General features: G+C 39.9%; 18 protein-coding genes. 16 read left to right on the forward strand and 2 right to left on the reverse strand.

The window, feature by feature from the left end:
• Nucleotides 1-178 precede the first annotated feature (178 nt).
• Nucleotides 179-808, reverse strand: coding sequence for a DUF417 family protein (locus NFR29_RS07765; RefSeq protein WP_251425302.1), 630 nt, complete (start codon nt 806-808; stop codon nt 179-181).
• A gap of 220 nt (nt 809-1,028) precedes the next feature.
• Between NFR29_RS07765 and NFR29_RS07770 the strand changes: the two genes are divergently transcribed.
• From NFR29_RS07770 to NFR29_RS07810, 9 genes are all read left to right on the forward strand, one after another.
• A complete protein-coding gene (locus NFR29_RS07770; RefSeq protein WP_251425305.1) occupies nt 1,029-1,625 on the forward strand; it encodes a hypothetical protein in 597 nt (198 codons plus the stop codon).
• A gap of 251 nt (nt 1,626-1,876) precedes the next feature.
• Nucleotides 1,877-2,026, forward strand: a complete 150-nt coding sequence (gene rpmG, locus NFR29_RS07775; RefSeq protein WP_004693530.1) for a 50S ribosomal protein L33 — start codon at nt 1,877-1,879, stop codon at nt 2,024-2,026.
• Between the two features lie 42 nt (nt 2,027-2,068).
• Nucleotides 2,069-2,290, forward strand: coding sequence for a preprotein translocase subunit SecE (secE, locus tag NFR29_RS07780; protein WP_251425308.1), 222 nt, complete (start codon nt 2,069-2,071; stop codon nt 2,288-2,290).
• Between the two features lie 11 nt (nt 2,291-2,301).
• Complete coding sequence (nusG, locus tag NFR29_RS07785) at nt 2,302-2,838, forward strand: transcription termination/antitermination protein NusG (protein WP_251425311.1); 537 nt, start codon at nt 2,302-2,304, stop codon at nt 2,836-2,838.
• A 101-nt stretch (nt 2,839-2,939) separates the two neighbouring features.
• Nucleotides 2,940-3,365: a 50S ribosomal protein L11 gene (gene rplK / locus NFR29_RS07790; RefSeq protein WP_251425314.1), complete on the forward strand. Its 426-nt coding sequence runs from the start codon at nt 2,940-2,942 to the stop codon at nt 3,363-3,365.
• Nucleotides 3,366-3,440: 75 nt separating this feature from the next.
• Nucleotides 3,441-4,151 (forward strand): 50S ribosomal protein L1, encoded by a 711-nt coding sequence (rplA, locus tag NFR29_RS07795; protein WP_251425317.1) that lies wholly within the window; start codon nt 3,441-3,443, stop codon nt 4,149-4,151.
• 173 nt (nt 4,152-4,324) lie between these two features.
• Nucleotides 4,325-4,822 (forward strand): 50S ribosomal protein L10, encoded by a 498-nt coding sequence (gene rplJ / locus NFR29_RS07800; RefSeq protein WP_251425320.1) that lies wholly within the window; start codon nt 4,325-4,327, stop codon nt 4,820-4,822.
• A gap of 80 nt (nt 4,823-4,902) precedes the next feature.
• On the forward strand, nt 4,903-5,271 hold the full coding sequence (gene rplL / locus NFR29_RS07805; RefSeq protein ID WP_251425323.1) for a 50S ribosomal protein L7/L12: 369 nt from the start codon (nt 4,903-4,905) through the stop codon (nt 5,269-5,271).
• A gap of 228 nt (nt 5,272-5,499) precedes the next feature.
• On the forward strand, nt 5,500-5,865 hold the full coding sequence (locus NFR29_RS07810) for a hypothetical protein (protein ID WP_251425326.1): 366 nt from the start codon (nt 5,500-5,502) through the stop codon (nt 5,863-5,865).
• A 70-nt stretch (nt 5,866-5,935) separates the two neighbouring features.
• On the opposite strand, the gene NFR29_RS07815 is transcribed toward NFR29_RS07810, so the two are convergent.
• Entirely contained in the window at nt 5,936-7,597 is a 1,662-nt protein-coding gene (locus NFR29_RS07815; RefSeq protein WP_251425329.1) for an ArnT family glycosyltransferase, read from the reverse strand.
• A gap of 315 nt (nt 7,598-7,912) precedes the next feature.
• Between NFR29_RS07815 and NFR29_RS07820 the strand changes: the two genes are divergently transcribed.
• From NFR29_RS07820 to fusA, 7 genes are all read left to right on the forward strand, one after another.
• A complete protein-coding gene (locus tag NFR29_RS07820) occupies nt 7,913-9,328 on the forward strand; it encodes an aspartate ammonia-lyase (protein WP_251425332.1) in 1,416 nt (471 codons plus the stop codon).
• 380 nt (nt 9,329-9,708) lie between these two features.
• Nucleotides 9,709-13,845: a DNA-directed RNA polymerase subunit beta gene (gene rpoB, locus NFR29_RS07825; RefSeq protein ID WP_251425335.1), complete on the forward strand. Its 4,137-nt coding sequence runs from the start codon at nt 9,709-9,711 to the stop codon at nt 13,843-13,845.
• A 29-nt stretch (nt 13,846-13,874) separates the two neighbouring features.
• Nucleotides 13,875-18,077 (forward strand): DNA-directed RNA polymerase subunit beta', encoded by a 4,203-nt coding sequence (gene rpoC, locus NFR29_RS07830; RefSeq protein WP_277612512.1) that lies wholly within the window; start codon nt 13,875-13,877, stop codon nt 18,075-18,077.
• Between the two features lie 338 nt (nt 18,078-18,415).
• Nucleotides 18,416-18,661 carry a ribosomal L7Ae/L30e/S12e/Gadd45 family protein gene (locus tag NFR29_RS07835; protein ID WP_251425338.1) on the forward strand — a complete coding sequence of 82 codons (246 nt, stop codon included), beginning with the start codon at nt 18,416-18,418 and terminating at the stop codon, nt 18,659-18,661.
• 75 nt (nt 18,662-18,736) lie between these two features.
• Complete coding sequence (rpsL, locus tag NFR29_RS07840) at nt 18,737-19,111, forward strand: 30S ribosomal protein S12 (RefSeq protein WP_127134198.1); 375 nt, start codon at nt 18,737-18,739, stop codon at nt 19,109-19,111.
• A 53-nt stretch (nt 19,112-19,164) separates the two neighbouring features.
• A complete protein-coding gene (gene rpsG, locus NFR29_RS07845; RefSeq protein ID WP_004693556.1) occupies nt 19,165-19,635 on the forward strand; it encodes a 30S ribosomal protein S7 in 471 nt (156 codons plus the stop codon).
• Between the two features lie 19 nt (nt 19,636-19,654).
• On the forward strand, nt 19,655-21,730 hold the full coding sequence (gene fusA / locus NFR29_RS07850; RefSeq protein WP_251425341.1) for an elongation factor G: 2,076 nt from the start codon (nt 19,655-19,657) through the stop codon (nt 21,728-21,730).
• The last annotated feature ends 120 nt before the right edge of the window (nt 21,731-21,850 follow it).

Consider the following 21,850-nt stretch of genomic DNA (forward strand, 5'->3'; position numbering starts at 1 on the left):
TGCTTATTTTTTTTGCAAAAAAATAATGTTGGTTGTGCCACCTTGATGGTGACACCCCAACATTTATTATAGAACCTACAAAAAGCCTCTCCTAGGAGAGGCTTTTTGTGTTTGGGATGGTAGTATATATTTTGAGCTAATTTATATATCGCTTTGCTCATCATATACTGATTTGCTATTAAGCATTTTCTTTTCTGTTTTTCAAAATTCGTTGTGCTTGTAAAGATGCGATTAATAAACCACCAGCAGACATAATAATGTCTTTAATTACGAGACGACCAGCACCGCTTAAGTATGGGAAACCATAGTTTGGACTTTCCGTAATGCCTAGGGCTGGATTGCCTAAATTTGGGACCCATGTTTCAGGTGTAGTAATAAGGAAGGATAGTGTAATAAGGGACATACCAAAGGTGAGTAGGCCGCCAAAAAATCCAATGGTAGGGAACCAAATGCCTAATAATACTAATGTGCCAACGGTGACAATGATGGCACCGATGATGTAGGATGCTGTATATGTACCGTTTTCTTGATGCCATTGAATATTTGCAGGAACAACGAGGCCTTCAGGATTTTTGTGCAAATTGTATTCTTTTACAATTTTGCCTTTCCCGTTGTCTACCATGTTATTGCTGTTTTCGTACATGTAGCTAAAGAAAGGGCTGTTGCTTACAAATGGTACGATGCCATCTGCTTCGTATTGTACAACTTTGAGGCCTCCGATCCAAGCCATAACAACGAAGATAGCGATGCTTAAGTATTTTAGAAAACAACCTTCGGCACCAGCAAACCATTCTAAGATTTTTGTCATAATTCATCTCCTTAATTCTTAATAGTGTGATAGAATAAAATAATGATATAAGAGGTGATGTGTTTCTTGGCTAAATCTGTTTTAGCCAAGTATATACATTCATCTGTCTTATAGTATCAATGTACCAATGAATTAAAATGCAGTCAAATACAGAAAATGCATACTATATGGAATCATTTCGAAGTGGAAAGAAGGCGGCTTTATGATACGTATATTGAGAATGTTAGTTTTAGTAGCTTTGGTCGCTACCATACCGCTAGTGATATGGGCGCCTAAAGAATGGTTTTGGGAATTAGGTTATGTAGAAAACTTACAATTAGCTGTTTTATATGGAGCATCATTGCTGAGTATCTATTGGTACTTTACAGATAATAATGGAATTAATCGACCGGTTTGGGCTATTAGTGCTTGGTTTTTTATGCTTGCTGGTTCGCGAGAGATTAGTTGGGGTCGTGTTTTTCTGGCTACTGCTTATGATGAGAATGGACCAGTACCGCCGGATATGAGTACTCTTTGGTTCGGACCTTATATTTATGGTGTGGTTGGTATTAGCGTAGTTATTATGTTGTGGCTTATAATTAAATATCACCATCGGGTCTGGTCTTTTGTGAAAGCTATTGTAAAGGATAGAGAAGGCCGAGCTTATTGTTTCACGGCTATTGCTTTAATGGTGTTGTCAGAACTCGTTTTTGACCGAAATGTGATTGCTGTTATAGAACCCATTCATGATCGTATAGAAGAAATGATAGAACTAATCGCCTATATGCTGTTTCTGCTTGTGCTATTAAGAGGTCGTCGTATAGAGCGGGATATATAAAGTCATTGAATGGTTTGTATTGTGTAGATAGTTATCCCAATATAGAAAAATTATAATGATGGTTGAAATCTATAAAGTCTTTTGTTATACTCTAGAAGTCAGGCGATAGTGCCTGGCTTTTTTGAGTTGCTCAAAAACTAGTATTACCTTGACATGGCAACATGCTTGTGATATAGTTTTTTAGTATGTAGTCGAGCGATTTTCGAATACAAAATAAAAGATTTAATTAGTATAAAGCGAGGTGTATCCGGATGCGTAATGCCATTACTTTAGCTTGCACAGATTGCAAACAACGTAATTATCAAACGAACAAAAACAAAAAGAACAATCCTGATCGTATTGAAATGATGAAATATTGCAAATTCTGCGGTAAACATACATTACACCGTGAAACAAAATAATTCTTATCATTCATTAACCTGTTGATTTGAGGATGTGAACAAATGGCAAAGTCTAACTCAGCGGTGCAACAACGCGGTGGATTTGGTAAATTCTTCCGCGGTGTAAAGGCTGAACTGAAAAAAGTAGTCTGGCCAACAAGAAAAGAGCTCATCAATTACACAATTGTAGTATTTTTGGTAACTATTTTTATCTCTTTACTCGTTTATGTGTATGATGCTATTTTTGCTCAACTGTTTAATCTGTTGTTGCACATTGTTGGATAGGGGGCCATTACATGGAAACAGATAAAAAGTGGTATGTAATTCATACCTATTCAGGCTACGAAAACAAAGTTAAAACCACACTTGAACTAAAGGTTCAATCTATGGGTCTTCAAGATGTGATTAGTCGTATTCTTGTACCTCTTGAAGATGAAGTAGATGAAAAAGATGGGGTTAAAAAAGTAGTAAAACGTAAGATCTTTCCTGGGTATGTATTGGTTGAGATGGAAGTTAACGATCGTTCTTGGTATGTTGTACGCAACACGCCAGGGGTAACAGGGTTCGTTGGGTCTGCTACTAAACCAGTTCCACTTTCTGATTCCGAAGTAGAACATATACTTAAGTCTCAGGGCTTGGATAAGAAACCAAAAGTCAACATCGATGTAGAAATCGGTGAAACGGTACGCATTACATCCGGGGCCTTTGAAGATAGACAAGGTATTATTACCGAAATTAACCCTGATAAAGGAACATTGAAACTAAATGTTGAAATGTTCAACCGAGACACAGAGGTAGAGGTAGAGTTTTCTCAAGTAGAAAAAACTCTTTAATATATACACTATAACTCTAAAAGAGCAATCGATTTTGGTTGCCAGTGGGAGGATGCATATCCGTTACCACCACAGTATAAGCATAGGAGGTTTAATTACCCATGGCTAAGAAATTAGTTAAACAAGTAAAACTACAAATTGAGGCCGCTAAAGCTACTCCAGCACCACCAGTTGGTCCTGCATTAGGTCAAGCAGGCGTTAACATCGTTGCTTTCACGAAAGAATTTAACGAACGTACTGCTAAACAAGCGGGCTTAGTAATTCCAGTAGTTATTAACGTATATGAAGATCGTAGCTTCGACTTCATCACTAAAACGCCACCAGCTGCAGTATTATTGAAAAAAGCAGCAGGCATTCCAAAAGGATCTGGCGTACCTAACCGCGAGAAAGTAGCTAAAGTAAGCCGCGATAAAGTTCGTGAAATTGCAGAAACAAAAATGCCTGACTTAAATGCAAATACAGTAGAACAAGGTATGCGCATGGTAGAAGGTACTGCTCGCAGCATGGGCATTGAAATCGTAGACTAATTAGCGTACAACTTGTGTATACGCTCAGATAAGTGGGAGGGAATTCCCGTTTGACCACATAAGGAGGATATTATAATGGCAAAAGTAGGTAAGAAATACGCTGAAGCTGTAAAACTTATTGAAGCTGATAAATTTTATGAGCCAGTAGAAGCGATTGAATTAGTTAAGAAAACTGCAACTGCAAATTTCGATGAAACAATTGAAATCGCTTTCAATTTGAATGTTGATCCTAAATATGCTGATCAACAAGTTCGTGGTGCTGTTGTGTTACCACATGGTACTGGTAAAACTAAACGCGTTCTTGTATTTGCAAAAGGCGACAAAATTAAAGAAGCTGAAGATGCTGGTGCAGACGTAGTAGGTTCTGAAGAGTTGGTAGCAAAAGTACAAGGCGGTTGGAGCGACTTCGACGTAGTAGTTGCGACTCCAGATATGATGGGTCAAGTTGGCCGTCTTGGTAAAGTGTTAGGTCCAAAAGGCTTAATGCCAAACCCTAAAGTTGGTACTGTAACTCCAGATGTTGCTCGTGCAGTAAGCGAAATTAAAGCTGGTAAAATCGAATACCGTACTGATAAAGCAGGTATCATTTCTTGCGCTATTGGTAAAGCGTCTTTCGATGATGAAAAATTACTTGACAACTATCGTACAATCGTTGATACTATTATCAAGGCTAAACCTGTAGCTGCTAAAGGTCAATACATTAAATCTGTAACTTTGGCTTCTACAATGGGCCCTGGTGTGCCTTTGAACGTGTTCAAATTGAGCGCTGTTTCTAAAGAGCAATAATCACATATGTCTCTTAGCTGTAGACGGCAGGTATGTATAATGGATGAAAATCCGCCCGCTGAGGCTGACACCCTACTATTAATGGGATAGTTACGACCTCATCGGCTGATGAGGTCGTTTTTTACGCTAAGATAGTACATAGAGCACCAAAAAATCTACAAGGAGGTAATCTAATGGCTGTCACTGAATCAAAAAAAGCAATCGTTGCTCAAATGAAAGAAACTCTTTCTGAAGCAAAAGGTGCTGTATTGATTGGTTACTCTGGTTTGACTGTAGCACAAGCTACTGATCTTCGTCGCAAAATGTTGGCTGAAGGCGTTGAATACAAAGTAATCAAAAATACTTTGACTCGTATTGCTGCAAACGAATTGAATCTTGAAGGTTTCACAGAGCATTTAGAAGGTCCAACTGCGTTGGCTACTTCTAAAGAAGATGCTGTTGCACCAGCTCGTGTTATCGAACAATTCATCAAAGCTACAGAGCAAGAAGTTGTTACTGTAAAAGCTGGTATCGTTGAAGGCGAAGTTATGGACGCTGCGCAAGTTAAAGCAATTGCAAATCTTCCAAATCGCGAAGGTATGCTTTCTATGTTGCTTTCCGTATTGCAAGCGCCTGTACGCAATGTTGCATACGCTGTTAAAGCTGTTGCTGAAGCTAAACCAGCTGAATAATAGCAATATAGTATTTGCAAACAATCGTTAGCCTTGATAGGTTAACTTAATACTGAACTATTTTATGGAGGAATATAATCATGGCATTGAACATTGAAAACATCGTTGCTGAATTAAAAGAAGCAACTATTCTTGAACTTAATGATCTTGTAAAAGCAATTGAAGAAGAATTTGGCGTAACTGCAGCAGCTCCTGTAGCAGTAGCAGCTGCTGGCGATGCTGGCGCTGGCGCTGGTAAAGATTCTTTCGACGTTATCTTGAAAGATGGCGGCGCTTCCAAAATCAACGTTATCAAAGTTGTTCGTGAAGCAACTGGCCTTGGCTTGAAAGAAGCTAAAGCTATCGTTGACGGCGCTCCTGCACCTGTAAAAGAAGGTGTTCCTGCTGAAGCAGCTGAAGCTTTGAAAGCTCAATTGGAAGAAGCTGGCGCAACTGTAGAATTGAAATAATTCTAGCTATAATAAAAGGCGTACCTTTGGGTACGCCTTTTTGTGCTATATGGCAAATTTCTCCTATAATTCTACATATATATGTTGTATAGTATAATTAATTACTACATTGACAGTATGGATATATGTGTAATAGCATTTACAGTTAGTTATATTAGATTAATTGTTGAATGACTATGAGGGAGGTGTCATCTTATGCGTTATACGCTGAGGAGTGTTTGTATTCTGTTGGCAATAGTTGCTTTGCTAGGGGCTTGGATTACATTGCCGGAAGCTTTGGAATATGCATCTTTTTTTAGTATTGCACATATAGTTATCTTAAATCCCGTTAATTTATTTATCGATGCTGTTTTTGCCGTCTTTTTATGTCTTTATATGGCCTTTGCGTGGGATTATATTACGCCTCGAGAAGCACAACCGCATATAGTTCGGCATGTGAAAGCTTATATAACACAACAACGTCAGGATAGTAATTTATGGAGTTCTCTATATACCATCGGTCGTGTATTAATATGGCTTATCATTATACACATATGTTATTATTTGTTTGGTCTTATAGTGCTTGCTACAGTATTTGGAGTACTAACATTGTAATGGCATTCATCGTTAATAGATGGGGGTATATTCATATGCTTCGGTAGTATCAATTGCGTTGTTAATATATTTATTTTTTATTTCTTTCATAGATGATGGCGCTATCGTTGGCGCCAATTTTTTGTGTCACTGTCGAGGCTATTGAGTTTTCATAATCTACTTTAAATTTTTTAGGTACAATTACGAGGGCCGTAGGATCGGCTACAATACGGTTCATAAATTCATCTTTTGTAATAGTTGGCATAAGCGCTTTTCCCTTGGTCCATCTTGGGTCGTCATTACTGCCCACAAATACAGACGTAGGTACTTCATTAGTGTAGTAGACAATGGACGTGTAATAGCTGCCATATATGTAAACATGACCACGGTGGGACTCTACAAGGGGAACATATTGTAGACCAGATTGTTTTGTTAATATAGGGGCTACTGTTATAGTAATAGCGCTATAGATGATACAAAGAATGACTGTTATGTATAAGAATGGGCGCGGCACTGACAAGGAACTTTCAGTTATGAGCATGTCATTGTTAATTGTACGCCAAGCTATGAATACCATACTTAGGGTTATGATACAGGCTATACCTAATGGGATAATAGTGAGATTTTTATCATAGCTAGTGCCGATTAAGAAGATTATGACATACAGAAAGACTGGTATGATGATATATCGCTTAACTGCTTTTCTTTGATTCGTTATGAATAGATGATAGATATGTTGGCTAATCCATATTACACATGGAATAATGGCCAGAAATGTATACGTCATATATTTAGTGGCTACCATAGAATAGAATAGGACGATGCTTATAAACCAAAGGGCACTAAATACATTGAATGGTTCCATCCAATGAGTATGACGTAATTTATGAATGAGAAGAGGCGTCCATGGAAACAGAGCAATGGGCATTAATAATAGGTAATAATACCATACATTAAATTTTGGATGTTCTGATATGAGGGCTCGATCTACATTATGAAGTCCTAAAAAGCCATTGATAAAGTCTATCCCGTGTAATTGATACATGGCGATATACCATGGTGAGGCGATAGCTAGGAATAGAAGTATACCAAGAGGAGATACTAATATAGATAACTGGCGTTTCCACGAGTAAGTAGGATTTTCCCGATGTATGATGATTTGTATAATTGTGAACAGCATGAATATAAGGCCTGGTAATAATAATCCAATAGGACCTTTTGTAATAACGGCTAATCCTGCACATGCGTAAGCTGCATTTATGGCGCGATAATTTTGTTGCGTTAGTCCAATATAGCCATAAGCAAATATACCTAAGCTGAATAGAAATAGGAAACCATCTGTAATTACGGCATGAGAGATATACCAAAATAGCAATGTGCTCATTAAAACGACAGCGCTGATGAGTGCGACTGAGATATTCTTGTATAGTCGGTAGACCATATAATACATGGCTGTTACGCTCGTTGCAGCTGTTAATGTATTGGGAATACGAGATACAAAATCTGATATACCAAATAGTTTATAACATATCATGAGAGCCCAATAGGTAAGTGGCGGTTTGTCGAACCATACTTGATTGTAAATCATGGGAGAGATCCATGAATTATGCTCAATCATTGTTTTAGCAGTTAAAACGTAATTTGATTCCACTGGGTCCGTTATGGCTAGGTGTGCATTGAAAAATCCGTAACTTATAGCGGTGAGAAGGAATAATAGTATCATGTTCGTTACATGGTTATGTTGAGTATGCATATAAACCTCTTTATCAATTTGTTATATATACTTATATATGTATGGTCGTAGTAAATCAAATATATTATATATGATTAGTATTGTTTAGTATATTGTGGATTCATATAAAGTATGCTGATTTGTTATGGTTGTAAAGTGGTCGTTATGGGAATACATGAAATGACTTTTGTGTATACATGATACATGGTATAATAAAAGTAAGATAGTTATCATTTATAGGTGTTTTATAACGAGCCAGCTTGGAGAAGGCTGCAGTTATTGTGAGTCGTTCGTAAATATAAAGGTAAATTAAGATTTACAGAAAGAAGGCAAACAATGAGAAAAGAACATGATTTTTTAGGTGAATTGGAAGTTGCCGATGAGTTGTATTATGGGGTACAAACGATTCGTGCGTTAGAAAACTTTTATATTACGGGTAAAAAAATAGACCAAGATTTTATCAAAGCATTAGCAATGGTAAAGAAAGCGTCTGCCCTAGCGAATATGAAAACGGGTCGCCTTCAAGTGTCTATTGGTAAAGCTATTGTACAAGCAGCTGATGAAATTATTGGTGGTCAATTTATGGATCAGTTTCCAGTGGATCCGATTCAAGGTGGTGCTGGCACATCTATTAATATGAATATGAATGAAGTGTTGGCGAATAGAGCGTTGGAAATCTTAGGGCATCCGAAAGGTTCTTACGATATCGTTAGTCCTAATAACCATTGTAATATGGCCCAATCTACTAATGATGCATTCCCAACAGCTATCAAAGTATGTGCCATTTTAAAAACAAGACCGCTACTTGTGGCATTACAACGGCTTGTCGATGAGTTAGAGAAAAAAGCCGATGAGTATAGCGAAATTTTGAAAATGGGTCGTACTCACTTGCAAGATGCTGTACCTATTACATTAGGCCAAGAAATGGGGGCTTATGCATCTGGTGTACGTCGTGGTATCAAACGTATTAAATCAGCTATCGAAGGTGCTCACGTTATCAATATGGGAGCCACTGCTGTAGGTACTGGTTTAAATGCAGAACCTAGCTATATTGAAGATGTTGCATATGAGCTTAGTGAAGTTGTAGGGGAGCCGTTCTACACAGCAGATAACCTCATTGATGCAACGAATAATACAGACGTATTTGCTGATATTTCTAGCGGTTTGAAGGTAACTGCGTTGGTATTGATTAAAATGGCCAACGACTTCCGCTTAATGGCCTCTGGTCCACGTTGCGGCATTGGGGAGTTGAAGTTGCCACCTCGCCAACCAGGTTCTTCCATTATGCCAGGTAAAGTAAATCCTGTTATTGCAGAAGTATTGAACCAAGTATGTTATCAAGTTATCGGCAACGATATGACTATTACATTGGCTGTAGAAAATGGTCAATTCGAATTGAACGTAATGGAGCCGGTATTGGCGTATAACTTGTTTAACAATTTATGTTACTTGAAAAATGGCGTTAATACATTTGTAGACAAATTATTGATAGACTTAGAAGTAGATCGTGAGCAATGTGAGTACTGGTTAAATCGCTCTGTTGGTATCGTAACGGCTTTATTGCCACACTTGGGTTATGAAACTGCATCTGCATTGGCAAAAGAAGCCTACTCTTCTGGTCGCGCTATTCGTGACATTATCTTGGACCAAGGCTTATTGACGCAAGAAGAGATGGATCATATCTTGTCCCCTAAAGAAATGACTCGCCCAGGTATTGCTGGTGCTAGCTTGTTAAAAACAAAAGGAAACTAAGTCGTAGTACTAGCGTTTTGTTAGTTCCTGGCTAGATTGTTGCTGTTATACCATCTAGCTAATGGACGTTACAAACAACTATATAGAGACCATATATAAAGAACTGTCAATCCCTCGTGGTTGACAGTTCTTTGCTGTAATGGTAATATTATATATTGCAAAAGTAGCATTTTCTACTTTTCATGTAGAAGCTATAACTTAAATGTAGTAAGGTTTTCTTCCAAGGTTGTGCTTGGATAATGGAAAGCAAGGTTATTTTAAAATGATAAAAGGCCTTGCTTATTTGACGTTATCAGAGCAGGAAAACTGAGACCTGTAAGATGTCTTTTCTATGCCGTTATAGAGTTATATACCGTGTATGTTAAGGAGGGAAAGAAAACATGTTCAAACCTGAACAGGTAGGCAAGCGGACTCGTTATACTTACGCAAAAATTAACGAAGTCATTAAGATGCCGCATTTATTGGACATCCAACGCAAGTCCTATGAATGGTTCTTGGAAAGTGGATTACAAAATATTTTCAATGATATTTCTCCCATTAAAGACAATTCAGGCAATTTAGTACTTTCTTTTGAAGGTTTCAGCTTAGGTGAACCTAAGTATGATATTAATGAATGCAAAAATCGCGACGCTACTTATGCGGCACCACTTCGCGTCAATGTGCGTTTAGTTAATAATGATCCTGAAAATATGGACATTAAAGAACAAGAAGTATTTATGGGCGATTTTCCATTGATGACGGATACTGGTACTTTCATCATCAATGGTGCAGAACGTGTTATCGTATCTCAATTAGTTCGTTCCCCTGGCGTGTATTATGGCAAAGAAATCGATACAATGGGTAACCGTTTGTACGAGTCTACTGTTATTCCAAACCGTGGTGCGTGGATTGAACTCGAAACAGATGCTAGTGAAATCGTAGCGGTTCGTATTGATCGTAACCGTAAATTGCCAGCTACTGTATTAGTGCGTGCTCTTGGTTGGGATACAAATGAAAGCATCTTAGACTTGTTCTGGAATGGTCAAGTTGATGAAGATGGTTTGCCAGTATACGATGAACGCATCGTACGTACCTTGGAGAAAGACACAACACAATCTGCGGAAGAAGCATTAGTTGAGATTTATAAAAAATTGCGTCCTGGCGAACCTCCAACTGTGGAATCTGCTCGTAATTTATTTGATAATTTATTCTTCGATGCGCGCCGCTATGACTTGGCTCGCGTAGGTCGTTATAAATTGAATAAAAAATTGGGTTGGCGCCAACGTATGTTAGGTCAAACATTGGCTCAACCAATTATCGACGGCGAAACAGGGGAAATAATCCTCGATGCTGGCGTACATGTAGGGGAAGAACAATTAGCTATCATTGCAGACAGCAACGTTTTCGGTGGCGAAGGCTTTGCTGAGTTCTTCGTAACTACAAACGAAGGTATAGTAGCTAAAGTTATCTGTAACAACTGTAACTTAGAATACGAACATCGCACAGTAACAAGAGAAGATATGATCGCTAATATTTCCTACTTGTTAAACTTAATGGATGGCGTAGGTCACACAGATGATATCGACCATTTAGGGAACCGTCGTCTTCGTTGCGTTGGCGAATTGTTGCAAAACCAATTCCGTATTGGTTTGACTCGTATGGAACGAGTTGTGCGTGAGCGTATGACAATTCAAGAAATTGAATCCATTACACCGCAAGCATTGATTAATATTCGCCCTGTAGTGGCAGCGATTAAAGAATTTTTTGGTTCTTCTCAGTTATCTCAATTTATGGACCAAACTAACCCATTGGCAGAATTGACTCATAAACGTCGTCTATCTGCTCTTGGTCCTGGTGGTTTGTCTCGTGAGCGTGCAGGCTTTGAAGTTCGTGACGTGCATCACTCTCATTATGGTCGTATGTGTCCAATTGAAACACCAGAGGGGCCAAACATCGGTTTGATCAACTCCTTGTCTAACTATGCGAAGGTAAATGAGTTTGGTTTTATCGAGGCGCCATATCGTAAAGTAGAAAAAATATACGGTAAAGGTGCTAATGCTAATAAAGTCATCAAAGTTCGCGTTAGCGATTCCGTAGTATATATGACAGCAGACGAAGAAGAAGGCATGACGATTGCCCAAGCGAACTCTCCTCTTGATGCGGAAGGTAACTTTACACAAGAGCACGTTGCTTGTCGTCGTGGTCACGACGTTCTCGAAGTAGCTCCTGAAAAAGTAGATTACATGGACGTTAGCCCAAAAGAAGTTGTATCTATCGGTACAGCTATGATTCCATTCCTTGAAAATGACGATGCGAACCGTGCGTTGATGGGTGCGAACATGCAACGTCAAGCTGTGCCTTTATTACGTGCACAAGCACCATTAGTAGGTACGGGTATGGAATATACAGCGGCTACTGACTCTGGTGTCTGCGTATTAGCACGTGAAGCTGGTAAAGTCGTTCGTTGTTGGGGCAATGAAATTCACATTCTTCGCGATAGTGATGGTCGTGTAGATACCTATCGTTTGAATAAATTCATGCGTTCTAACCAATCTACATGTTTCAACCAAAAACCAATCGTCAATCGTGGTGACCACGTTGTAAAAGGTCAAGTATTGGCTGATGGCCCTGCTACTGACGGTGGTGAATTGGCTCTTGGTTATAATGTTCTTGTAGCGTTCATGCCTTGGGAAGGTTATAACTACGAGGATGCTATCTTGCTTAGCGAAGAACTTTGCAAAGAAGATATTTACACATCTATCCATATCGAAGAGTACGAATGTGATGCGCGAGACACTAAATTAGGTGCTGAAGAAATCACTCGTGAATTGCCAAATACTGGTGATGATACGCTTAAAAATCTTGATGAAGAAGGTATTATCTGCATCGGTGCAGAAGTTCACCCTGGCGATATTCTAGTTGGTAAAGCAACGCCAAAAGGAGAAACTGAATTAACTCCTGAAGAACGCTTATTGCGTGCTATCTTTGGTGATAAAGAACGTGAAGTGCGCGATACTTCTTTACGCGTACCGCATGGCGAGTCTGGCAAAGTTGTAGACGTTAAAGTCTTTACTCGCGAAAATGGAGATGAATTAGCACCAGGTGTTAATAAATTAGTTCGTGTATATATTGCGCAAAAACGTAAAATCCACGAAGGCGATAAAATGGCAGGTCGCCATGGTAACAAAGGTGTCGTTTCTCGCGTTATGAGAAAAGAAGATATGCCTTTCCTTCCAGATGGCACACCGGTACAAATCGTATTAAACCCATTGGGCGTACCGTCTCGTATGAATATTGGGCAGGTATTAGAAACCCATTTAGGTTGGGCTGTACAAGGATTAGGTATGAAAATCAAAGCAACCGATGTTCATATCCAAAATGTACTGAAAGAAGCTCGCACTGATGCATCCTATTGGGATCAAATCGATGCGATTCGCGATTTATACAGTGAAATCCAAGAATTAGAAGCGCAAGCTGCTGAAGATGTTACAACAGCACATTTTGATATTGATGAAAAAATCATCGATTTAAAATCTAAAATCCTTGGTCACGTAGAAAAAGCGGCGCAAAAGAAATTAACTGCTCTTGGTGGCGAAAAACGTTTCAAAGAATTGAAAGCGGAAGAAGCTAAATATAATGAGCTCCATATGGAATACTTCGGTACTGACGAAGAAATTCCAGAAATGGATCCTGCTTTAGTGGAAGAGTTAGAAGCTATCAATAAAGTAAAAACTACACTTAACCATATTGAATCGGCTCGTGCTAAGCGCGTTGAGATTCGCAAAGAATTAGAAAGCTTAGGCTACGACTATGATACATATGGTATGCCAAAACCAGATGTAGCTGGTATTCATATTGCTACACCTGTATTTGATGGTGCTCACGAAAAAGACGTATTTGAAACATTGGAAATTGCTGGCCGCAGCGATGATGGTAAAACTGTATTGTACGATGGTCGTACTGGTGAACCAATGGATAACCGTGTAACAGTTGGTTATGTATACATGTTGAAATTACATCACTTAGTTGATGATAAAATCCATGCTCGTTCTACTGGGCCGTACTCCCTCGTTACACAACAACCATTGGGCGGTAAAGCACAATTTGGTGGTCAACGTTTCGGTGAGATGGAAGTGTGGGCTCTCGAAGCATATGGTGCAGCCTATACGCTTCAAGAGTTGTTGACTGTAAAATCTGACGATGTGGTGGGCCGTGTGAAAGCTTACGAAAAAATCGTTAAAGGTGAAAATATTCCTGAACCTGGTGTACCTGAGTCCTTTAAAGTATTGCTCAAAGAACTTCAAAGTATCGGTCTTGATGTAAAAATCTTGAACGAGGATCAAGAAGAAGTAGTAATGAAAGAACTTGATGACGAAGAGGATGTAGTGGAAACTGGTATCGAAGATGTAATGGGTGGCGCTGCTGTCGAAACATCTGAAGTGACAGTGACTGAAGTAGAGGAAGAAGTTAATAATGGCGGCGAAGACGACATTATGAGTGAATTAGCATTCCCTATGAATGAATCCACTGAAGACTGATATAGATTACAAGGAAAGGAGCGATAGTAGTGCTAGACGTAAATGAATTTGATTCTATGCGAATTGGTTTGGCATCGCCAGAGAAAATCTTAGAATGGTCTCATGGGGAAGTCAAAAAACCTGAAACTATAAATTACCGTACGTTGAAGCCAGAGCGTGATGGCTTGTTCTGTGAACGCATCTTTGGCCCTACGAAAGACTGGGAATGTCATTGCGGTAAATATAAACGCATCCGTCATAAAGGCGTGGTATGCGATAAATGTGGTGTTGAAGTGACTCGTGCAAAAGTACGTCGTGAACGTATGGGGCATATCGAGTTGGCTACGCCAGTATCTCATATTTGGTATTTCAAAGGAATTCCATCCCGCATGGGTCTTATCCTTGACGTATCTCCACGTTCTTTGGAGCGTGTATTATACTTTGCTTCTTATATCGTAGTAGATCCGGCAGGCACACCATTGGCAAAACGCCAATTGTTGTCTGAACAAGAATTCCGCGAATACGAAGCACAATTTAACGCTGATGGCTATACAATCGGTGGTAAATCTGTAGTAATCGAAACCGTGGGACAACGGAACGAGCGTTTAGCTATTGTTCGTGAAGCACAACGAAAAGAACGCTACAATGCTGCTCTTCGCGATGATGCTACGATTCCAGAAGCAGATAAAGAATATGAAGAATTAACTCGCGAAGAACGTTACGAATTAGGTGCTGCGGAAGATATCTTATTCGTATGTATTGATATGGGTGCGGAAGCAGTTAAAGCATTGTTAGCTGAGCTCGATTTAGAACAGCTTAATGCTGAATTGCGTGAAGAGTTGAATACTGCTAGTGGTCAACGTAAAATCCGTGCTGTTCGCCGATTAGAAGTGGTAGAAGCATTCCGTCAATCTGGCAATCGCCCAGAGTGGATGATTATGGATATCGTACCAGTTATTCCACCTGAATTGCGCCCAATGGTTCAATTAGATGGGGGCCGTTTTGCCACATCTGATCTTAACGACTTATATCGCCGAGTAATTAATCGTAACAATCGTTTGAAACGTTTGTTAGACTTAGGTGCGCCTGATATTATCGTGCGCAACGAAAAACGTATGTTGCAAGAGGCTGTTGATGCATTGATTGACAATGGTCGTCGTGGTCGTCCTGTTACAGGCCCTGGTAACCGTCCGTTGAAATCTTTGTCCGATATGCTTAAAGGTAAACAAGGTCGTTTCCGTCAAAACTTGCTTGGTAAACGTGTTGACTATTCTGGTCGTTCCGTTATTGTAGTAGGTCCGGAACTTAAAATGCACCAATGTGGCTTGCCTAAAGAAATGGCGTTGGAATTGTTCAAGCCGTTTGTAATGAAACGTTTGGTAGAACGTGGACAAGCATCTAATATTAAAGCTGCTAAACGCCAAGTAGAACGCATTGGTCCAGGCGTATGGGAAGCCTTGGAAGAGGTTATTAAAGAGCATCCAGTTCTCTTGAACCGTGCCCCTACGTTGCATAGACTTGGTATCCAAGCCTTCGAACCAATTCTTTGGGAAGGTCGGGCTATTAAATTGCATCCGCTCGTATGTACAGCCTTCAACGCCGACTTTGACGGTGACCAAATGGCTTGTCACTTACCATTGTCCGTAGAAGCACAAGCAGAAGCTCGTACATTGATGCTTTCTAGCCATAATATTTTATCTACAAAAGACGGTAAACCGGTTGCGGTTCCATCTCAAGATATGATTCTTGGTACATACTATTTAACAGTAGTGCGCCAAGATACAAAAGAAAAGGCGAAAACATTTGCCACTTATGATGAAGTAATGCTTGCATATGAATCGCAAATCATCGGTCTTCAAGATGTGCTATATATTCGTATGCCTGGTTATGGTCGCGTAGAAACGACAGTTGGCCGTTTGATTTTCAATAACGCTTTATATCCAGAATTGTGGCAATATGAACAACAAGAGGATGGTTCTTATACACTGGGTAAAGTAATGGATAAGAAAACTGTTGGTAAATTAGTGGACCAATGTTTCCAATTGTTCGGCAATGAAAAAACCGCAGAATTGTTGGACCGTATTAAATCCCTTGGTTACTCCTTTGCTCGTCGCGCAGGTATGACAGTAGCGATTGCAGATATCAAAGTGCCAGACGTGAAAGTGGAATTACTTGATACAGCAGAGCAAGAAGTAGAAAAAGTATCTCGGTTATATCGTCGTGGTTTAATTACAGAAGAAGAACGTTACCGTAAAACAATTCAATTGTGGACACAAGCCACTGAAGATGTAACAGATGCGATGATGGATAATATGGCTCGTGATAAAGAGGGCTTTAACCCTGTTTATATGATGGCTATTTCCGGTGCCCGCGGTAACAAACAACAGATTCGTCAGTTGGCTGGTATGCGTGGTTTGATGGCGGATCCATCTGGTCGTATCATTGACTTGCCAATTAAAGCAAACTTTAAAGAAGGTTTGACTGTATTGGATTACTTTACGTCCTCTCACGGTGCTCGTAAAGGTTTGGCCGATACAGCACTTCGTACAGCCGACTCCGGTTACTTAACACGTCGTCTCGTTGACGTATCGCAAGATGTTATTGTTCGCGAAGATGACTGTGACGTAGTAGGCATCGATTTAGTTCGTGAAAGAGCACGTTTGGCAACATCGCCAAAACAAGCTCTTGAATTGTTGAAAGACAAATTAATGGGTCGCGTTCTCGACAAAGATGTAGTGAATGTAGAAACAGGTGAATTAGCTGTTCCTGCAGAAACGATTCTTGACGAACAAAGCTTAGAAGATATTGCTGCATCTGGTGTAACATCGATTGCATTGCGCGGTGTACATTTAGGTTCTGATAGCGATATTAACCATACAAACTTAGTGCAAAACATTCTTCTTGGTGAAAGCGATGACAGCATCCGTGCAACATTGAAAGAAACGATGGTTCAAAATATGTTGAACAAAGATACTGTACATCCTATTGTTGACAGCGAAGGAGTAGAAATCTTCCCGGCTAATGAGCGCCTTACAGAAGAAGCTATTGAAGCGATTCTTAATAGCGATGTAAAAGAAGTACAAGTTCGCAACAACGAAATCAATGGTATTGAAGTAGAAGCTATCGTTGAAGGCACTGGTATTATCGAACCATTGAAAGATCGTATCGTAGGCCGTATTGCAGCAGAAGAATTAGTTAATAAAGAAACAGGTGAAGTTATCGTTCCATTGAATGGTGAAATCACTGAAGAATTGGCTGATGAAGTAGTAAAACATTACGACCTCGTTAAGATCCGTTCCGTATTGACTTGCCGTAGCCCATATGGCGTATGCCGTAAATGTTACGGTCGTGACCTCGGTACAGGTAACCAAGTTCAAGTTGGTGAAGCAGTTGGTATCATTGCTGCCCAATCTATCGGTGAACCAGGTACACAGTTGACGATGCGTACATTCCATACTGGTGGTGTCGCTGGTGACGATATTACACAAGGTTTGCCACGTGTTGAAGAATTATTCGAAGCTCGTAAACCTAAACGTAATGCTATCATTGCGGAAAATGAAGGTATTGTTCGCATTGAACCAAATGAAGGTAAAAAAGGTACGAATACAATCTTCATTACTGGCGAAGATGGTATTGAAATGGATTACCTCATCCCTTATGGCTCTCGTATTATCGTTAAAGACGGTGAAACGGTAGCTTTGGGGACTCGATTAACAGAAGGTTCCATCAACCCACACGACATTATGCGTGTTATGGGCACACAAGCTACACAACGTTACTTAGTGTACGAAGTACAAAAAGTATACAAATCTCAAGGTGTAGAAATTAATGATAAACATATTGAGGTTATCGTACGCCAAATGCTTTTGAAAGTGAAAATCGAAACAGCTGGCGATGCAGATATGCTTCCTGGCGATATGATCGATATCAATACATTTGATGAAGAAAACCGTCGCTTAACGTTGAACGGTAAAGAGACAGCTACAGGTAAACGTACATTATTAGGTATTACTAAAGCTGCCTTGGCTACAGATTCCTTCTTATCTGCTGCGTCCTTCCAAGAAACGACTCGCGTTCTTACTGATGCAGCGATTAAAGGTAAAATTGATCCATTGTTGGGGCTCAAAGAAAACGTTATTATCGGTAAGTTAATTCCTGCCGGTACTGGCATGAGCCGTTACCGCAAAATCGAAGTGGTAAAACGACCGCCTGAGATTATTGATGTAGTAGAAGAAGTGACTGTGGAAGAATAATTTTCTATGTCGCGATATACAGAAAAACCTCTTGCTTTGGCAAGAGGTTTTTTTGTTATATCAAATTCGCATACATAAAATAACTTTAGATGTAGGTTGGTGTATAGAGTGAATAAAAATCACACAAAAACGATTAAAAATAAATAAATATGCAAAAGTTGTTAATGAAAAAGAAGGCTATGAAACACACGGATAGGTGTACATATAAAATGTAGTGTCTTAGCGGTTTTAAGTGGTGAAAAAGGTTTGACATAGCCATTTGTACTTGATATACTTACATAGTGCTCAAATGGCGAATGCTGTATGGACGCATAATTTCGTAAGGAGAAGATGTGACGATGGATATCAATCAGTTGGCATCGATAGACAAAACGATAGGTGCTAAGCAAACCTTGAAGGCTATTGCGAAAGGCTCTGTGAAATTTGTCTTCCTTGGCTATGATGGTGATAGCTACGTAGTAGATCCTATACGGACAGCTTGTATAGAGGCGGGTATTCCTGTTGATGACAAGCACACGATGGACGAACTAGGCCGAGCGTGTCGCATAAAAGTGGGCGCTACTGCAGTAGGCGTTTTTCGTTAATTCGGTAATATCCAACAGAGCACCTTGCTTTGATGGATCAATTATAAATCTCAAATTTGGAAAGGAGGTGCCCAAATGCCAACAATTAATCAGTTAGTACGCAAAGGTCGCGAAAGCATGACTAAAAAGTCTACTGCTCCAGCGCTTCAAGAGAGCCCACAAAAACGTGGTGTATGTACTCGTGTGTACACAGCTACTCCAAAAAAACCAAACTCCGCGCTTCGTAAAGTTGCCCGTGTACGTTTGACTAACGGTATTGAAGTAACTGCTTACATCCCAGGCATTGGTCACAATTTACAAGAACACAGTGTTGTACTTATCAGAGGCGGTCGTGTTAAAGACCTTCCAGGTGTGCGTTATCACATCGTTCGTGGTGCATTGGATACAGCTGGCGTACAAAACCGTATGCAAAGTCGTTCCAAATATGGCGCGAAAAAAGCTAAAAAATAATCTTAGCTAAACAACGAATTTAACACACATCTATACAAAAGGAGGAATTGAACATGCCAAGAAAAGGCCCTGTTCCGAAACGTGATGTACTTCCGGATCCGGTGTACAACAGCAAATTAGTAACACGTTTCATCAATAAAGTTATGTACGATGGCAAAAAAGGCATTGCTGAAACTATCGTATATGATGCATTTGAAATTATTCGTTCCAAAATGGGTCAAGACCCAATGGAAGTTTTCGATCAAGCATTGAAAAATGTTATGCCTGTACTTGAAGTACGTGCACGCCGTATCGGTGGTGCTAACTACCAAGTGCCAGTTGAGGTTCGCGCTGATCGCCGTCAAACACTCGGTATTCGCTGGGTTGTAAACTATGCTCGTCTTCGTGGTGAACGCACTATGAAAGAACGCTTAGCAGGCGAATTGATGGACGCTTTCAACAATGCAGGCGCTGCAATTAAGAAAAAAGAAGATACTCATAAAATGGCAGAAGCTAATAAAGCATTTGCACATTATCGTTGGTAATTAAGAGGAGTTGACAACTGTGGCAAGAGAGTTTTCCTTAGCAAAAACTCGTAATATCGGTATCATGGCTCACATCGATGCTGGTAAAACAACTACTACAGAACGTATTCTCTACTACACTGGTATCGTTCACAAAATCGGTGAGGTACACGAAGGTGCTGCTACGATGGACTGGATGGAGCAAGAGCAAGAACGTGGTATTACTATCACTTCTGCGGCAACAACTTGCGAATGGAAAGAACATCGCATCAACATCATCGATACTCCTGGTCACGTTGACTTTACAGTAGAAGTAGAACGTTCTCTACGTGTACTTGACGGCTCCGTTGCCGTGTTCAGTGCTAAAGGTGGCGTTGAACCTCAATCTGAAACCGTATGGCGTCAGGCTTCTGGTTATGGCGTACCTCGTATCGCTTATGTAAATAAAATGGATACGATCGGTGCTGACTTTTTTAACGTAGTTAACATGATGAAAGAGCGTTTAGGCGCTAACTCCGTTGCTATCCAAGTGCCAATCGGTGCAGAAGATACTTTCGAAGGCATCATCGACTTGATGACTATGAAAGCGGAAATTTACAAATCCGATGACGGTAAAGAATATGAAATCACTGATATCCCAGCAGAATATGTAGATGTAGCTAACGAGCGTCGTGAGATGTTGGTTGATGCTATCGCTGAAACTGATGACGATATTATGATGAAATATTTGGAAGGCGAAGAAATTTCTACAGAGGAATTGAAAGCAGCATTGCGTAAAGCAGTTATTGCTAACCAATTGTTCCCAGTTCTTTGCGGTTCTTCCTATAAAAATAAAGGTGTACAAATGTTGTTGGATGCTGTAATCGATTACATGCCAGCTCCAGTAGACATTCCTGATATTAAAGGTATCGTTCCTGGTACTGAAGAAGAAACAACTCGTCCTTCTTCTGATGATGAACCATTTGCAGCTTTGGCTTTCAAAATCATGGCTGACCCTTATGTTGGTAAATTAGCGTTCTTCCGTGTTTACTCTGGTACATTGAGTTCTGGTTCTTACGTGTTTAACTCCACTAAAGGTAAAAAGGAACGTATCGGCCGTATCCTTCAAATGCATGCGAACTCCCGTAAAGAAATCGACATGGTGTACGCTGGTGATATTGCAGCAGCAGTAGGTTTGAAAGATACAACTACAGGTGATACACTTTGCGATGAAAAGAATCCTGTAATTCTTGAATCCATGGTGTTCCCTGAGCCAGTTATTTCCGTTGCGGTTGAACCTAAAACTAAAGCGGACCAAGAAAAAATGGGTAGTGCTCTAGCTCGTTTGGCAGAGGAAGACCCTACTTTCAAAGTTCACACTGATGAAGAGACTGGTCAAACAATTATTTCCGGTATGGGTGAGCTTCACCTTGATATTATCGTTGACCGTATGAAACGTGAATTCAAAGTAGAAGCAAATGTAGGTAAGCCTCAAGTAGCATACCGCGAAACAATTCGTAAAGCAGTTAAATCTGAAGGTAAATTCGTTCGCCAATCTGGTGGTAAAGGTCAATATGGCCACTGCTTGTTGGAGTTGATTCCGCAAGAGCCAGGTGCTGGTTTCGAATTCGAAAATAAAGTCGTTGGTGGTGCGATTCCTCGTGAATATATCGGTCCTGTAGAGAACGGTGTAAAAGAAGCGATGGAAAATGGCGTTATCGCTGGTTATCCAATGGTTGACATTAAAGTAATCGTATATGATGGTTCTTATCATGATGTTGACTCCAACGAAATGGCCTTCAAAATCGCTGGTTCTATGGGCTTCAAAGAAGGTGCTCGTAAAGCAGACCCTGCATTACTTGAACCATATATGTCCGTAGAAGTAGACGTTCCTGAAGAATACATGGGCGACGTAATCGGTGACTTAAACTCTCGTCGTGGTCGTATGGATGGCATGGAAGCTCGTAACGGTAGCCAACATATCAAAGCATATGTTCCATTGAGCGAAATGTTCGGTTACGCTACTGATCTTCGTTCCAAAACTCAAGGTCGCGGTAACTATTCCATGACTTTTGATCATTACGAAGAGGTTCCTAAGAAAATTGCTGAAGAAATTCAAGCAAAGAAAAACGGTTAATCTCTTAGATTAATAGATTTAATATTTTCCTCGGAGGATAATTTAAAATGGCAAAAGAAAAATTTGAACGTAATAAACCGCATGTTAACATCGGTACAATCGGTCACGTTGACCATGGTA

This window comes from Veillonella agrestimuris, from assembly GCF_943193065.1.
GTDB classification, from domain to species: domain Bacteria; phylum Bacillota; class Negativicutes; order Veillonellales; family Veillonellaceae; genus Veillonella; species Veillonella agrestimuris.

Excerpts from the sequence above, each read along its gene's own strand:
- rplA (WP_251425317.1), top strand. The coding sequence starts at position 3,441 with ATGGCAAAAGTAGGTAAGAAATACGCTGAAGCTGTAAAACTTATTGAA.
- rpmG (WP_004693530.1), top strand. The coding sequence starts at position 1,877 with ATGCGTAATGCCATTACTTTAGCTTGCACAGATTGCAAACAACGTAAT.
- rpsL (WP_127134198.1), top strand. The coding sequence starts at position 18,737 with ATGCCAACAATTAATCAGTTAGTACGCAAAGGTCGCGAAAGCATGACT.
- nusG (WP_251425311.1), top strand. The coding sequence starts at position 2,302 with ATGGAAACAGATAAAAAGTGGTATGTAATTCATACCTATTCAGGCTAC.
- NFR29_RS07770 (WP_251425305.1), top strand. The coding sequence starts at position 1,029 with ATGTTAGTTTTAGTAGCTTTGGTCGCTACCATACCGCTAGTGATATGG.
- rpsG (WP_004693556.1), top strand. The coding sequence starts at position 19,165 with ATGCCAAGAAAAGGCCCTGTTCCGAAACGTGATGTACTTCCGGATCCG.
- rpoB (WP_251425335.1), top strand. The coding sequence starts at position 9,709 with ATGTTCAAACCTGAACAGGTAGGCAAGCGGACTCGTTATACTTACGCA.
- NFR29_RS07815 (WP_251425329.1), bottom strand. The coding sequence starts at position 7,597 with ATGCATACTCAACATAACCATGTAACGAACATGATACTATTATTCCTT.
- rplJ (WP_251425320.1), top strand. The coding sequence starts at position 4,325 with ATGGCTGTCACTGAATCAAAAAAAGCAATCGTTGCTCAAATGAAAGAA.
- NFR29_RS07765 (WP_251425302.1), bottom strand. The coding sequence starts at position 808 with ATGACAAAAATCTTAGAATGGTTTGCTGGTGCCGAAGGTTGTTTTCTA.
- secE (WP_251425308.1), top strand. The coding sequence starts at position 2,069 with ATGGCAAAGTCTAACTCAGCGGTGCAACAACGCGGTGGATTTGGTAAA.
- rplK (WP_251425314.1), top strand. The coding sequence starts at position 2,940 with ATGGCTAAGAAATTAGTTAAACAAGTAAAACTACAAATTGAGGCCGCT.
- rplL (WP_251425323.1), top strand. The coding sequence starts at position 4,903 with ATGGCATTGAACATTGAAAACATCGTTGCTGAATTAAAAGAAGCAACT.
- NFR29_RS07820 (WP_251425332.1), top strand. The coding sequence starts at position 7,913 with ATGAGAAAAGAACATGATTTTTTAGGTGAATTGGAAGTTGCCGATGAG.
- NFR29_RS07835 (WP_251425338.1), top strand. The coding sequence starts at position 18,416 with ATGGATATCAATCAGTTGGCATCGATAGACAAAACGATAGGTGCTAAG.